The organism is Bradyrhizobium sp. LB11.1, from assembly GCF_040549385.1.
GTDB lineage: Bacteria > Pseudomonadota > Alphaproteobacteria > Rhizobiales > Xanthobacteraceae > Bradyrhizobium.
Genome location: NZ_JBEPTH010000007.1, coordinates 35,043 through 48,596, shown reverse-complemented (window position 1 = coordinate 48,596; position 13,554 = coordinate 35,043). Strand labels below are relative to the sequence as shown.

The 13,554-nt window shown below is 61.0% G+C and carries 14 protein-coding genes; 1 reads left to right on the top strand and 13 read right to left on the bottom strand.

All coding sequences use genetic code 11. The features are described 5' to 3' along the window. Positions 1–56 precede the first annotated feature (56 nt). The 6 genes from ABIA96_RS19500 to ABIA96_RS19475 are packed head-to-tail and all read right to left on the bottom strand — an operon-like array spanning position 57 to position 5,928. Entirely contained in the window at positions 57–1,106 is a 1,050-nt protein-coding gene (locus tag ABIA96_RS19500; RefSeq protein ID WP_354138670.1) for a LacI family DNA-binding transcriptional regulator, read from the bottom strand. Next, entirely contained in the window at positions 1,103–1,747 is a 645-nt protein-coding gene (locus ABIA96_RS19495; RefSeq protein ID WP_354138669.1) for a ThuA domain-containing protein, read from the bottom strand. The genes ABIA96_RS19500 and ABIA96_RS19495 overlap by 4 nt, the downstream gene beginning before the upstream one ends. A 10-nt stretch (positions 1,748–1,757) precedes the next feature. After that, entirely contained in the window at positions 1,758–2,855 is a 1,098-nt protein-coding gene (locus ABIA96_RS19490; protein ID WP_354138668.1) for a Gfo/Idh/MocA family protein, read from the bottom strand. Positions 2,856–2,877: 22 nt separating this feature from the next. Then, positions 2,878–3,726 carry a carbohydrate ABC transporter permease gene (locus ABIA96_RS19485; RefSeq protein WP_354138667.1) on the bottom strand — a complete coding sequence of 283 codons (849 nt, stop codon included), beginning with the start codon at positions 3,724–3,726 and terminating at the stop codon, positions 2,878–2,880. Then, on the bottom strand, positions 3,719–4,660 hold the full coding sequence (locus ABIA96_RS19480) for a carbohydrate ABC transporter permease (protein WP_354138666.1): 942 nt from the start codon (positions 4,658–4,660) through the stop codon (positions 3,719–3,721). Before ABIA96_RS19480 ends, ABIA96_RS19485 begins: the two co-directional genes overlap by 8 nt. A 2-nt stretch (positions 4,661–4,662) precedes the next feature. Beyond that, positions 4,663–5,928, bottom strand: a complete 1,266-nt coding sequence (locus tag ABIA96_RS19475; protein ID WP_354138665.1) for an extracellular solute-binding protein — start codon at positions 5,926–5,928, stop codon at positions 4,663–4,665. 165 nt (positions 5,929–6,093) lie between these two features. Between ABIA96_RS19475 and ABIA96_RS19470 the strand changes: the two genes are divergently transcribed. After that, the gene (locus ABIA96_RS19470) at positions 6,094–6,852 is read left to right on the top strand and encodes an SDR family NAD(P)-dependent oxidoreductase (RefSeq protein ID WP_354138664.1); all 759 of its coding nucleotides are present in this window, start codon (positions 6,094–6,096) and stop codon (positions 6,850–6,852) included. A 362-nt stretch (positions 6,853–7,214) separates the two neighbouring features. On the opposite strand, the gene ABIA96_RS19465 is transcribed toward ABIA96_RS19470, so the two are convergent. The 7 genes from ABIA96_RS19465 to arcA all read right to left on the bottom strand — a co-directional run bounded on the left by ABIA96_RS19465 (position 7,215) and on the right by arcA (position 13,545). Further along, complete coding sequence (locus ABIA96_RS19465; protein ID WP_354138663.1) at positions 7,215–7,850, bottom strand: response regulator transcription factor; 636 nt, start codon at positions 7,848–7,850, stop codon at positions 7,215–7,217. A gap of 154 nt (positions 7,851–8,004) precedes the next feature. Further along, positions 8,005–8,634 (bottom strand): response regulator, encoded by a 630-nt coding sequence (locus ABIA96_RS19460; RefSeq protein WP_354138662.1) that lies wholly within the window; start codon positions 8,632–8,634, stop codon positions 8,005–8,007. Positions 8,635–8,751: 117 nt separating this feature from the next. Then, positions 8,752–9,918 (bottom strand): sensor histidine kinase, encoded by a 1,167-nt coding sequence (locus tag ABIA96_RS19455; RefSeq protein ID WP_354138661.1) that lies wholly within the window; start codon positions 9,916–9,918, stop codon positions 8,752–8,754. Between the two features lie 421 nt (positions 9,919–10,339). Beyond that, positions 10,340–10,597 (bottom strand): hypothetical protein, encoded by a 258-nt coding sequence (locus ABIA96_RS19450; RefSeq protein ID WP_354138660.1) that lies wholly within the window; start codon positions 10,595–10,597, stop codon positions 10,340–10,342. Between the two features lie 14 nt (positions 10,598–10,611). Further along, positions 10,612–11,424 (bottom strand): outer membrane beta-barrel protein, encoded by an 813-nt coding sequence (locus ABIA96_RS19445; RefSeq protein ID WP_354138659.1) that lies wholly within the window; start codon positions 11,422–11,424, stop codon positions 10,612–10,614. A gap of 188 nt (positions 11,425–11,612) precedes the next feature. Continuing rightward, positions 11,613–12,188, bottom strand: coding sequence for a hypothetical protein (locus tag ABIA96_RS19440; RefSeq protein ID WP_354138658.1), 576 nt, complete (start codon positions 12,186–12,188; stop codon positions 11,613–11,615). A 109-nt stretch (positions 12,189–12,297) separates the two neighbouring features. Continuing rightward, positions 12,298–13,545 carry an arginine deiminase gene (arcA, locus tag ABIA96_RS19435; RefSeq protein WP_354138657.1) on the bottom strand — a complete coding sequence of 416 codons (1,248 nt, stop codon included), beginning with the start codon at positions 13,543–13,545 and terminating at the stop codon, positions 12,298–12,300. Between the last annotated feature and the right edge of the window lie 9 nt (positions 13,546–13,554).

The window sequence follows — 13,554 nt, the reverse complement described above, 5'->3', positions numbered from 1 at the left end:
ACTCCTGGACGACGTCGTATTTGCCCTTTGTGAGCGCATGGCGTAGTTGCTCGACGTTACGGCAGGTTATCCCGCAGAAAAATGTCGATGCGGATTCGCTCCTGGTCCGGGCTGATCGGTTCACCCGAACAATGCGCGAGCAGAACGCGCGCCGCAGACCGTGCCTCGTGGCCGGGGTCCTGGTTGATGATGGCATCGAGCGTGCCGCGAACCAGGAAGCGCCGCGTGTACTGAGTGAGCTCATGGGTGATCCAGACCACCTCGCGCGCGCGGCCCGAGGCATCGAGCGCATCGGCGATGCCACGGTTTCCGGCGCCACAGCAGTATATGCCGCGGAGATCGGCATGGCGGGCGAGCAGCGCGGCCGTGAGCTCCCGTGTGCGCTCGCTGTCGTCGCGGCCCTCGATGACAGGTAGCGCGCGCAGGTTCGGATACTCGCTGGACAGGATCTGGTGGAAGCCGAACTGCCGCTCGGTATGATCGCGCAGTGACAGCGATCCCGCGATCACGGCGACCGTCCCCTCGCGACCGGCGAGGAAACGTCCCATCAGTGTTGATGCAGTCCGCCCCGCGGCCGGGTTGTCGATACCGACATAATGCAGGCGGCGCGAGCTCGGCGCGTCCGACACAAGAGTTACCACGGCCACGCCGCGCGCGGTGAGTTCATCGATCGCGGCGCGCACCCTGGGATGGTCGAGCGCGATGACGGCGACACCCTGATAGGCCGGCGACAGGTCTTCCAGCGCACCGGCCAGAACATCCGGATCGAACACGTCGACATGGAGGATATCGATAAAGCCGCGCTGGCCGGCGAGCCAGTCGGCGGTGCGCTGGACCTGCTCAGTCAGGTTGGTCATGAAGCTGTTGCTGCCGGACGGCAGCACGAAGGCAAAGCGAAAACTCTGACCGCGTGCGAGCCGTGCGGCCGCAACGTCCGCGCGGTACCCGAGCTTGGCGACGGCGGCCTCGACACGCGCCACGGTCTTGGCGCGCACGCCCTCGCGCCGGTTGACAACGCGATCGACGGTGGCGAGCGACACGCCAGCCGCACGCGCGACGTCCTCGAGCGTGGCGCGAACGACCGGCTGCGTCGCGCCAGCTGTCATTCGCGCGCCGCCCACAGCATGCCGCGGGTCATCAACGTTCGGATCTCCGGGACATCGAGCTCGTAGGCGCGGTGGCCGAGCGAGGAATAGAACACCCTGCCCGCACCGTATCGCTTTTTCCAGACCACCGGCATCACCACGCCATCGATCCAGGATGCGTGCTTGCCCGTAAAGGTCGTCGTCGCCAACACCTCGTTGGCGGGGTCAACATGCATGTAGTACTGCTCGGAACGATGTTCAAAACTCTTCAGCCCCTTCATGATGGGATCATCCGGCTTCGTCAAGTCGACCTTGTAGTCGATGATGTTGCCGGGATGTGCGACCCACTGGCCGCCGCACAGGAATTGGTAGTCGACGGAATCGCGGAACGCATCGCCCATACCGCCATGATGGCCCGCGAGCCCGACGCCGCTGCACACCGCCGCGCAGAGATTGAGCGCTTCCGCCTTCTCGATCTTCGACATGGTGTAAATCGGGATGATCAGCGACAGATCGTGGATCGCAGGATCGGCGAACGCCGCCGTCGTCGTTTCGATCCGGACCTCAAAGCCTTCCGCCTTCAGCCAGCCGCGGATCATCGAGGCACAGAGATCGGGATCGTGTCCCGGCCAGCCGCCCCATACAATTAGTGCCTTGCGCATGGTCATTCCCTCAGTCGATCTGTCCGGTTTCACGTCCGGCCGGCAGCATCGCCGGCCGCTCGACGCGGTTCTCGATCTTGACGCGCCGGCCTTCGTCGGCAGAGGTCTGGAACGCCTCCATCACCTCCAGCACGTGGAAGGCGAGCGCGCCGCTGGCACGATGCGGCCGGTTGTTCAGGATGGCGGAGGCCATGTCGGCGACACCGATGGAACGAAACTCGCCTTCGACATGACCGTGCGTCAACGGCACCGTCTCCCATTCGCCGCCGGTCTTCGCGACCTGCACCTCGCCGCCGAAGCGGTTCGGATCCGGCACCAGCATGCTGCCCTTGTCGCCGTAGATCTCGATCGGCGCGTGCCGGTGCTTCGGCACATCGAAGCTCATCGCGATCGAGACCACCGCCCCGCTCTCGAATTCGAGCGTACCCGCGACATGGGTCGAAACCTCGACCGGGATCAAGGTGCCGTTCATCGGCTGACTGGTGACCTGACGCTCGGATTTCGGGCGCGCGGTCGAGCCCATCACGCTCGCGACCGGGCCGAGCAGCTGGACGAGATCAGTGATGTAGTACGGGCCCATGTCAAGCATCGGCCCGCCACCACGCAAGTAATAGAACCCCGGCGCCGGATGCCAGCGCTCATGGCCAGGGCAGCCAAAGAAGGCGCTGCCCGCCACGGGCGTGCCGATCGCGCCGTCGTCGATCAGCTTGCGCGCAGTCTGGTGGCCACCGCCGAGGAAGGTGTCGGGTGCGCAGCCGACGCGCAGGCCCTTCTGCGCGGCGAGATCCATCACCTTGCGCGCTTCCGTGACGTTGATGCCGAGCGGCTTCTCGGAGTGGACGTGCTTGCCGGCGTTCAGCACCGCAAGGCTGACATCGGTGTGGGCGAGCGGCACGGTGAGATTGATGACGATCTCGACGTCGTCGCGTTTGAGCAGCTGGTCGACCCGCATCGCCGGCAGCCCGAAGGCGGCGCCTTGGCGCTCGGCGACATCGCTACGCATGTCCGCCAACGCCTTGACCTCCATGACGGGGAAGCGCTGAGCTGCCTTCAAGTATGCGGTGCTGATCACACCGCAGCCGATGATTCCGATTCCGACTTTTCTCATTGTGATCTCCGTAAGGTACCGTTCATCCCTTGACCGCGCCTGCAGTGAGGCCGGCGACGATGTGCTTCTGCGCCAGCAGGAACAGAATGATCGTCGGCAGGATGGTGAGCGTGATGAAGGCGAGGATCAGGTGCCATTCGGACGAATATTCGCCCTGGTAGACCATGATGCCGAGCGGCCATGGATAGAGCGAATCGGTGTTGAGCATCACCAGCGGCAGCAGATAGGCGTTCCAGCTGTTGACGAAGGTGATGGTCCCGACTGTCGCCAGGATCGGCCGCGACAACGGCAGCGTCACGTAGCGGAAGAATTTGACATAGCTGCAGCCATCGACCAGTGCCGCTTCGAGCAGTTCATGGGGAACATCCTTGAAGAAGCGCCGAAGCAGCAGCACGCTCATGGCGAGGCTGAAGGCGACCTGCGGCAGCGCGACGCCGAAATAAGTATCGAGCAGTCCGAGATCGCGCACCCTGATGAACAACGGCAGCACGGCGGTCGCGGCCGGAAACAGCAGGCCGAGCGTCAGATAGCTCAGCAGCATCGAGCTGCCGTAGAACTTGACATGGGCGAAGGTGAACGCCGCCATCGAGGCTGTGATCAGGGTCAATGTCACCGTAAGCGTCGAGATGATCAGCGAGTTGCGCAGAAGTTGCCAGTAACGCCCGGAGAACAGGATGTCGGCATAATTCTGCCATTCCCAGTGCGTGGGCCAGCCGAACGGATTCACGCGCAATTCGCCGAGCGATTTGAAGCCACCGAGCAAGGTCGCGAGCAGCGGCACCAGCACGAAGATGGCAACGACGGCGAGGAACACCGTCTTGAACAGCACGGCAGGATCGAACGGCGCGCGGTTGGTTTCGGCACTACTCATCGCGCATGAACCATCGCTTGTACGTGAAGGCAAAGGTCACGCAGATTACGAACAGAATGACGCCGATGGCGCTGCCATAGCCGACCCGCATGCGCGAGATGCCGTTGTTGTAGAGGAAGCTCACCATAGTGTTGGAGGAATCCGCAGGCCCCCCGCGGGTCAGCGGCATGACGAGGTCGAACAGCTGCAGCGAACCGACAATGGCGAAGAACACGGAGAGCCGGATCGTCGGATAGAGCAAGGGGATGACGACATGGCGCAGGGCTTGCGAGCGCGTTGCGCCGTCGATCCGCGCCGCCTCGACCAGGCTCTTGTCGAGGCTCTGGAGCGCAGCGATGAACAGCATCATGTGGAAGCCGAAGTATTTCCAGACGATCACGATCAGTACCGCCAGCATCGCAGTGTCGGTCGAGGCCAGCAGATGCGGCGGCTCGGCTCCGAAGGTACGCCAGATCGAAGCGACCAGACCATAATCGCCGTCATAGACGAAGCTGAAGATCAACCCGGTCGCGATCTCGGCCAGGATATAGGGCATGAAGAACAGCATGCGCAGCGCCACCGCGCCGCGAAAGCGCTCGGCGAGCATCAAGGCCAGCGCGAGCGCGAGCGGCAGCTGGACCGCAAGCGAGACCGCGATGATCAGCCCGTTGTTGCGCAGCGCGAGCCAGAAGGCGCGCGTCTCCAGCACGAAGCGATAATTGTCGAAGCCGATCCAGTTGGTCGGCTTGCCAAAACCGTTCCAGTTGAAGCCTGAGTACCAGGCCGCCTCGCCGATCGGCAGCACCACGAACAACGTGAACAACAGCAGCGCCGGCGGCAGGAACAGGATCAGGACGGTGAATCGGCCGTCCCAGCTCGGGCCGCGGACCGCGGCCTGCGGGACCGTCTCGTCAGCAACGCCCATCGCCGACACGATCGCGATCCGCCGCGCCACCGTCAGTTACCCTGCTTGTACGCCGCTTCGATCGCTTTCGCAGCGTCCTGTGGGGTCATGCTGCCACCGGCAATCTCCGCGGTCACGTCGTTGACGACGCGACCGACCGAGGGGCCGAGGCTCTGGTCATAGAAGTTCTGATGATAGTTGGACTTCGCCAGATTGGCCGCGATCTGCTTCATGAAGGCGCTGCTGAGGCCGGCCTCGCCGCCCTTGACGACGGGAACGATGAAGTTGCCGGCGGCGAGCCGCGCTTGCACGTCCTTGGAGATAAAGAACTTGAGGAAGTCGGTGGCTTCCTTGGGCGCCCCCTTGGTGATCAGCCAGCCAGTGATGCCGCCGAGCGTGTCTGACGGCTCACCCTTGCCGCCGGGTACGACCGGAAAATCGAACCAGCCGAGCTTGTCGTCGCTGAGACCGATCTTGTCGGCGGCGAGCGCGCGCTGGGTGTGATAGAAGGACGAGATGGCTAGGATCATCGCAGCCTTGCCGTCACCGAAATAGCCGACGGCCTGCGGGTTCTTGAAGCCAAGGAAGCCGTTCTGGAACGGCTGCAGATCAACGAGCTGCTTGAACAGCTCACCGGATTTCTGAAAAGTTTCACCGGCGAAGCCGCCGTTTTCACCCTTCAGCGCTGCATCGAAGGCCGGCTTGCCGCCGACGCGCACTGCGAGATGCGTCCAGTAGAAATGCAGTGGCCATTTGTCGGCACCGCCAACCACAATCGGCGTAACACCCGCGGCCTTCAGCGTTTTCACCGCGCCGAGCAGATCGTCCCATGTCTTGATCTTGCTTGCATCGACATTACCCTTGGCCATCAAATCCTTGTTGTAGAGGAAGCCGACCTGCGACAGCGCGATCGGAAGTCCAAAGACGCGGCCGTTCTGGATGAAGGCGGCGAGTGCCGCCGGTGCAATCGTGTCGCCGTAGCCCCCGCTCCTCACAGAATCGGTGATGTCTTCCAGCACGCCCGCGTCAACCTGCGCCTTCAGCACCCCGCCGGCCCAGCTGTAGATGATGTGCGGCCGGTCCTTGGATTGCAGAATGGTCGGCAGCTTGGCCTTGTAGGCCTCGTTCTCGAGGAACTGCATCTCGACCTTGACGCCCGGATGCGACGCCTCATAGGCACGCGCAACCTCCTCCCAGATCTTCACCTGGGCCGGATTGACCTCGATATGCAGCCATTTCACGATCGTGTCGGCTGACGCGGAATTGGCCCAAAGCAGGCATGCAGCAACAGCGAGTCCCAGCTTGGCGAGCAGCCTCATCACACCCTCCCGATCGAGTCTTGTTCTTTGACTGCAATCCTGCCTTCAGTTTTTGAGGTACGCAACTAAAATTCTGACCTTATGGACCTCATATCGGAAGGGTTAAGGTCTGCAAAAGAATCGGGGCGGCCTGTCGCGTCGCCCGCAACAAACTGGGAGGTGCCCATGGCTGCCATCTATTCCGACCTCGCCGGCAAGGTCGCACTCATCACCGGAGGTGCGGCGGGAATTGGCGCCGCGATCGTGCGGCGCTTCGCGGAGCAGAAATCCAAAGTCGTGTTCTTCGACATCAAGGTCGACGAAGGCCAGCGCCTGGCGCGCGAGCTATCCGATCGAGGACTGGCTGCGCATTTCCAGCACGTCGACCTGACCGACACCCCCGCGCTGCGCGCCGGCGTGACGGAAGCACGCAAGGCGCACGGCGCGATCAACATCCTGGTCAACAACGCCGCGCATGACGAGCGGCACAAGACCGAGGAGATGACGCCGGAATATTGGGACGACCGCATCGCTGTAAATCTGAAGCACCAGTTCTTTGCGTCGCAAGCCGTACTGCCGGACATGAAGGCCGCGAATGCCGGCGCCATCATCAATTTCGGCTCGGTGTCGTGGATTGCAGGACAAGGCGGCATGGCGGCCTACACCGCCAGCAAATCAGGCGTGATCGGCCTGACGCGCTCGCTGGCGCGCGATTACGGTCCTTACAACATCCGCGTGAATGCAATCGCGCCGGGCTGGATCATGACCGAGCGCCAGCTCGAGAAATGGATGACGCCGGCGGGCGAGATCGAATTGCAGCAGCGGCAATGCCTGAAGCGCAGGCTGACGCCGGACGAGGTCGCGAAATTCACCGTCTTCCTCGCCTCCGACGAGGCCTCTGCCTGCACCGCCCAGCACTACATCGTCGATGGTGGCTGGGTTTGATGCTTTGAGATGGTGGGCGCACCAGGGCTCGAACCTCGGACCCGCTGATTTAGAGCCAGCCACGGATTAAGCACAGTCAATGACTTAGCGGTCGCAGCACGGGTTTGTCCGGCTGAAATGCGGATTCGTCGCACAATCCTGATGTTTCGCCGCTCGCCCTGTCGGCGACCGCCCGAACGGCGGCCAGGCGTTTTTTTACCCTGGCGTGGGTAGCGCAGAACGATGCGCGGATGGCGCACAAACCGGTGAAGATAGCGGTCGGGCAAGCGACAGCGGGTCCTCGGTCCCGTCCATCATTGTCCAGTTGAGCAGTTCAATCCAAACAGGCGCTTGGCCATCGACATCCCCAACTATCTGCCAACTCAGGGCGCGACCAGTTTCTTGCGGATGGCATAACGAACAAGCTCCGCGGTCGATGACATCCCAAGCTTGCGCATGGCTGCGGCACGATGGGTCTCAACAGTTTTCACACTCAGTTTCAAGATGCCGCTGATCGTTCTGTTTGTATGTCCCTCCGCGATGAGTTGAACAACGCTCTGTTCGCGTGAGGTGAGCAGCACGTCCGACTTGTTCTGCTTACTGATTTGATAGTCATGCAACAGCTTTTCCAGAAGTACACTGGTGAAGTAAGGCCTACCGTCGAGCAAGGCCTCGATCGCCGAAATCAAATGCTTCCTGGCATCCGACTTGAAGAGGAAGCCGCGGATGCCCGCCAGGATGGCCTCGGTCAGGAGTTCCTCGCTTTCGTGCATCGTGAGGATGAGCACTTCTGTACGCAGATGCATCAACCTGAGGCGGCGACTAACTTCGATTCCGTTCATGAGCGGCATCGAATAGTCAACGATTACGATGTCTGGATGCGTTTCCAACGCCAAAGCCACAGCCTGCTCTCCGTTGGTTGCCTCTCCACTGACGATCCAATCGGAGCGCGTGTCGACGATCGCGCGCAGCCCAGAACGCACAACTTCATGATCATCGGCAATCACGATGCGCTTCACGGCGTCGTTTCCCGAATGTCGGCCCAGAATTCATCGGGCAATCAACGGAGATGACCGGCAGCCAAGTGGGCCGATCTTACCAGCCATCCTCAAGAGCGTTATTATACAAAACCCTGATGTTTCGCGGCGAATGTACCGACGTTCGCACTCTGGATCACGCATCGACCAGTCTTGCTCGAACTGCGTATCGGACCAGACCAGCGGTCGAGTTCACGTCGAGCTTTCGCATTGCCGCCGCGCGGTGAGCCTCCGTCGTCTTCACGCTCAGGTTCAGGATGGCGCTAATGCCCTTGTTGCTAAAGCCCTCCGCGACCAGCTTGACGACAAGGCTCTCGCGCGGCGTAAGTCCTTGGTGTCCGCCCGCGGCGTCAGCCGGTCCGCGATCAAGCTCGTTCGACGCGTTCCTGACACAGAATGGCCTGTGAACCAGCAGCGAATCGACAGCCGCCAGCAGCAGTTTGTTCGCGTCGGACTTCACCAGGAATGCCCGCGCGCCGGCCTGATAGGCCTGCTGGGCCAGCAGACTGGAGTTATGCACGGTAAAGATCAGAACCTCGGTCAAGAGCGGGTACTCCTTGATCCGCCGGGCGACCTCCACCCCCGTCATGCGCGGCATGGAGAAATCGACGATCGCGACATGCGGCTGGCTCTCGATCGCCGCGGCGACTGCCTTGCTGCCGTCGCTCGCCTCCGCGACGACCTCCCAGTCAACACGTTGCGCGAGCACCGCACGGAGGCCCGAACGGACTGCTTCGTGATCGTCGGCAATAAGAATTCGCTTCATAGCAGGACCTCCCGATCATCAACTCCGTGCTCAGCCTTCGAGTGCCGGAGGCGAGCAGCGGACTCCGCTTGCAACCAGTGACCCGTGGTCATTTTTATCGAGTGCCCGTGCCGGCACTCATGATTGCAACGGCAATCGCCGCTTGCGTCGCTTCGCTTCAACACGATGCGGGAACACCGCGCACAACGTTGTGCCGGAGTGCAGCCTTTCCGGATCGGACCGGATCTCAAGGATGCCGCCAAGTTGTTTAAGTCTCGCCCTCATGGCCGGAATACCGACCCCCATTGATATCGCGCTGTTCCCGTCCGTCGCGCGACTGACTGGAAAGCCACGCCCATTGTCGCTGATCGTCAACCGCAACTGCCCGTTAGCCGCGTCGACACCAATTTTGACCTCTGTCGCCTTCGCGTGGCGGAATATGTTCGTGAGCCCTTCCTGGACGACGCGTAGCAACGAACGCTGGCTCTCGTAAGAGAGCTGGTCGACAGAGGCGTCGATATCAATGCCGACGCGCAACGACGTACGTTCCGCAAAGCCATAAGCATAGCATTCGATCGTCGCCTTCAGTCCCTGCGCCATCAGGTTCTGCGGATGCAGCAGATAGGTGAGAGAGCGAATCTCCCTCAGGGCCTGGTCAATCGATGCATCGACATCGTCGCAAAGGCGATCGAGCCCATCGGCCGTGCCAGGGCAGGTGCGGATACGCATCATGGCGAGACTCGCGGCAATCAGATGCTGGCAGGTCGAGTCATGAAGGTCGGACGCAATCCGTCGCTGGATATCTTCCTGAATTGAAGCCAAGCCGACGCTGCTGCGAAAGTCCATGGTCTCGTCGGCTCCGTCATCGGGAAACTCCTTAGGGAGAATCCGGTGACGACCGATCAATCGGACAATGACACCCGCGATGGGATCGAGGATCGGAACGACGATTGTTTCAACGTCCCGATGGAAACCACCGAATGTCAGGCTGTGGTGAATTCTGACCTCGGTACGCTCTGCAAGACACGCCTCGAGGCCCTCACAGACCGCCCCAGAATCGTCACTTGTCATGCAATCGAGGATGTCCATACCCGACACCTCGCGCGATGACATTCCCAGGACTGCTTCGAAAGCGTGATTGATCCCCTCATATGCGAAACCGCCGCGCAACGGGCGCACCGCAAAAAGAAGGTCTTCACAGTCGGTCCCGTCCAGCCCATCGCCGATCGCTTCCGAGACAATCAGCTGTTCCGTGATGCTGGGCCGCGTCTGCGAGTTGGCATTGCAAGGTTTCACGGTACGCACCTGACTTCCCAGACGATTCTTGAAAACGACTGTTAAAGGCGATTTCAAGAACTACCCGCTTAGCGGTCTCGGTAGCGACAAGACGAGCCGACCCGCGCGCGCCACCCCTAAGGGAATGACGCAGAGCATACACCCATGTTTTCCACGCAACCACAGGATAGTATTACCTAGGGAAGGAAACCTCGCATGACTGACATGAATTTCCGCATATTACTGTGCAGTTTGTGCCAGTTCATCGCGACCGGCGGCGCTCAAGCGCAACAATAGTGACTAAAACTTTCGTCAAGCAGCGAGCCAAATCCGGCGGCTGCGACCTCCGTCTACCGGATCCGACCGATGTCACGCCAGGTCCCGGGAAGTCCACGATGTGCGTTGACGCCACGCGTCCCCGCAACGCCAGATCCTGTCGAACGAAGATACGCTAGCGATTGCTGCCGCTGCTGGCGCTCGACTTCTTCTTGCGCTTGTAGATCGGAACGGGCTGTGGTGCAGGCGCAGGTGCAATCACGAGGGGATGAGACGGCACCCGGAGACGATTTTGCCGAACATCGTCCCTCAGCGCATCGGTATCCATGCGCTGGCTTCGTTCGACGGAATCACGCGGATCCGCCACCGCGGCGGTCGCTGCCATCATCCCGAAAACCGTCCCCAGCAGCACAAACAGGCGTCTCACAAGCATTTTCAGGCACTCTCTCAAAAGGCGAAGTCAAGCCGCGGACCGATCCGAAGATCCCTGTAATGGCGGAGCGGAACGTTCGACGTGCGGGCCTCGTACAGCACGGTGGTCGTCAGCGACAGATTACTGGCGAAATTATACTTCAGACCGATATCGGCGGAATAGAGCTGGTCCTCCCGGCCTGAATTCAATCCGTCGGTGAACCAATAGGCTTCGAAAAGCGGCGTGCTCACGATCGACCATTTTGAATCAAGTTTGACCTCGATGCCGAGGACCGCGTCAAAGCGCCAGCGGCGGGCTTCCGCCAGATCAGAAAACCGATACGTCAACAGCAACAACGGCGACAGCGTGACATTATTGACCTGGAAGTCACGAGCCACGGAACCCATCACGTCGTGCGAGATGAATGCAAGGTCACGGTAGACGCCATCGAAATCGTAGCGGTTCTCGTAGATGGCGGAGAACCGCCAACCGTTCCAGTTTTCGGTCAGGCGCCCACCCAGGCGCGCGATCGCGGCATTTCCGTCCTTCTCCGTCGCGAACGCCTCATACTGCGTGCGGGCATAGAGTCGATAGGACAGGTCATTTGTCAGATAACCGTCCAACCTGACGCTGATATCAGGCTCATAATAGACGTCCGACTTACGGTTATCGCGGCTGAACAGGGCGTTGTCGGTAAAGGTTGGCGAGACCGATCCAACGACGCTCCAGGAAGGCGTTGGCAGCGCCGGGGGATCCGCCTTGAAGTCCCTCAGTTCGACATCAGCTCCAAACGCGGCGGTCGAAGCCAAGAGTCCAATCGTCTGCAAAAGAAATCCAGATACACGCATCCGAATCCTCGAGATCGTCGCCTTGCCCCGCCACGCGAGGACGATAGGCTTGCGTTGTCGAGTGTCAAGCAATGCCGCCATAACTCGTGGAGATTGCAAACCGATGTGACAGGGAGAGCACACGAATGGGGCCGTGATTGCGCAACACTGTGCCTAGACGGTTGAGCGTCAATCTTCATCGGACCTCTTCATTGCTGTCGCTCCGGAACGGCGGTCAGCACCACTGCCGCAGCCGAGAGTCGCTCGAAAAGCCGTCGCTCCTCCACAATCGTCGGCCAGCCGTACAGAAAGATTTCGGATGGCTTCCAGATCGCCACCCATCCCAGGATCAAGAAGCTTTCCCTGACAATATTCGGAAGAGGTCCATCTCCAAGGATCAAGCCGGCAAGCCATCCAGCGGCGAAACAGCTGGAGAGGATCACAACGCCAACGATTAGTGACCGGCGCCCTGACTTGAACAGCGCCCGCAGTTCTCGTGCCTTTTCGTGAGCGCGCATCAGGAAATGCTGTGCGACCGCTGGAGCCAGGTCCGGTGCGATCGCCTCCGACGAGTCAGCCTCGGCCAAATGAATCACGATCTCGATGGGAACCGCCTTCGGAAGATCTTCAGCCTGGTCGACGATATATCGCTCCGCCTCAATCGCGAGCTCCTTCTCGCGAAACGGCGCCGGATCGAGCGTGTGGAACAATTGCAGCGAATTCGAAAGTCTGATGACGATTCTGCCTACCTCACGCTCCGGCTCGTTCAAAGCGAGCGTTTGCATGTGACGAACTCCAACGGCCGCCGACGATGATGCCCGAGCTACGGAAATCCGCTGCGGTAATTCGCATACGACTAATCGTACCCGATGAAATCAGTCGCGTGCCTCGTTGCTAGTAGTCCACCGGATCGCGGATAATCGGGCACGTCATGCAGTGGCCGCCACCGCGACCACGGCCGAGTTCCGCTCCGACGATAGTGATGACCTCGATACCTTCTTTGCGCAGCAGGGTGTTCGTGTAGGTGTTGCGATCGTAGGCGTACACCACGCCTGGCGACGCACAGACGAGGTTGGCGCCACTGTCCCACTGTGTTCGCTCGCGCTGATAGTCGCTTCCGCCGGCCTCAACCACGCGAAGTTTCTTGAGACCCAGTGCCTCCTCGACGACACCGACAAACGGCTTCTCTTCCGCATGCAATTCGACGCCGCTCGGTGCATTGCTCGGGCGATAGGAGTAGGTACGAGTCTGATTGATGAAGTCGGGCGCGGTCAGCACGCAGTCGCGATCAGCGAAGGTGAACACGGTGTCGAGATGCATGGCGGCGCGGATCTTGGGCATCGCCGCCACAATCACACGCTCCGCCGCTTTCTTCGCAAACAGCGTCGCCGCGAGTTGGCTGATCGCCTGACGGGACGTGCGTTCGCTCATCCCGATCAGCACGACCCCCTTACCGATCGGCATCACGTCGCCGCCCTCCAGCGTGGCAAGCCCGTGATCCTGCGTGGGGTCGCCCCACCAGACGTTGACCTTGCCGGCGAAGTCGGGATGAAATTTGTAAATCGCCGTCGTGAGGATCGTCTCCTCATGTCGCGCCGGCCAGTAGAGCGCGTTGAGCGTCACGCCGCCATAGATCCAGCAAGTGGTATCGCGCGTGTACAGGGTGTTCGGCAGGGGCGGAAGCAGATACTCGGTGGCGCCGGCCGCTTCCTTGACCATCTGCAGCGCCGCACCGCCGTGCGCCTCGGGAAAGTCGTGGGTCGACAGTCCGCCGATCAACGTTTCCGCGAGCTTTCGATTGTCCAGGCCGGCCAGATAGCTCTTGAGTTCGTCGATGAAGCCGAGGCCAACCTGGTTGGGCACGACCTGATTTTCAAGAATCCACTTCTTGCCTTCGGGTACGGCCACCGTCTCGGCCAGCAGATTGTGCATTTCGACGACTTCGACGCCACGATCGCGCATCTTGGTAACGAAGTCGAAGTGGTCGCGCTTGGCGTTGTCCACCCACAGCACATCGTCGAACAGCAACTGATCGCAATTGGACGGGGTCAGGCGCGTATGGGCCTGGCCGGGTGCGCACACCATGACCTTTCGCAGCTGACCGACCTCGGAATGAACGCCGAAAGCTGGAGAATTCGCCATGGACAGCTC

What these genes read in the sequence shown, in the direction of transcription:
- ABIA96_RS19500 (WP_354138670.1), bottom strand. Translation starts at nt 1,106, where the DNA reads ATGACAGCTGGCGCGACGCAGCCGGTCGTTCGCGCCACGCTCGAGGAC.
- ABIA96_RS19495 (WP_354138669.1), bottom strand. Translation starts at nt 1,747, where the DNA reads ATGCGCAAGGCACTAATTGTATGGGGCGGCTGGCCGGGACACGATCCC.
- ABIA96_RS19490 (WP_354138668.1), bottom strand. Translation starts at nt 2,855, where the DNA reads ATGAGAAAAGTCGGAATCGGAATCATCGGCTGCGGTGTGATCAGCACC.
- ABIA96_RS19485 (WP_354138667.1), bottom strand. Translation starts at nt 3,726, where the DNA reads ATGAGTAGTGCCGAAACCAACCGCGCGCCGTTCGATCCTGCCGTGCTG.
- ABIA96_RS19475 (WP_354138665.1), bottom strand. Translation starts at nt 5,928, where the DNA reads ATGAGGCTGCTCGCCAAGCTGGGACTCGCTGTTGCTGCATGCCTGCTT.
- ABIA96_RS19470 (WP_354138664.1), top strand. Translation starts at nt 6,094, where the DNA reads ATGGCTGCCATCTATTCCGACCTCGCCGGCAAGGTCGCACTCATCACC.
- ABIA96_RS19460 (WP_354138662.1), bottom strand. Translation starts at nt 8,634, where the DNA reads ATGAAGCGAATTCTTATTGCCGACGATCACGAAGCAGTCCGTTCGGGC.
- ABIA96_RS19450 (WP_354138660.1), bottom strand. Translation starts at nt 10,597, where the DNA reads ATGCTTGTGAGACGCCTGTTTGTGCTGCTGGGGACGGTTTTCGGGATG.
- ABIA96_RS19445 (WP_354138659.1), bottom strand. Translation starts at nt 11,424, where the DNA reads ATGCGTGTATCTGGATTTCTTTTGCAGACGATTGGACTCTTGGCTTCG.
- ABIA96_RS19440 (WP_354138658.1), bottom strand. Translation starts at nt 12,188, where the DNA reads ATGCAAACGCTCGCTTTGAACGAGCCGGAGCGTGAGGTAGGCAGAATC.
- arcA (WP_354138657.1), bottom strand. Translation starts at nt 13,545, where the DNA reads ATGGCGAATTCTCCAGCTTTCGGCGTTCATTCCGAGGTCGGTCAGCTG.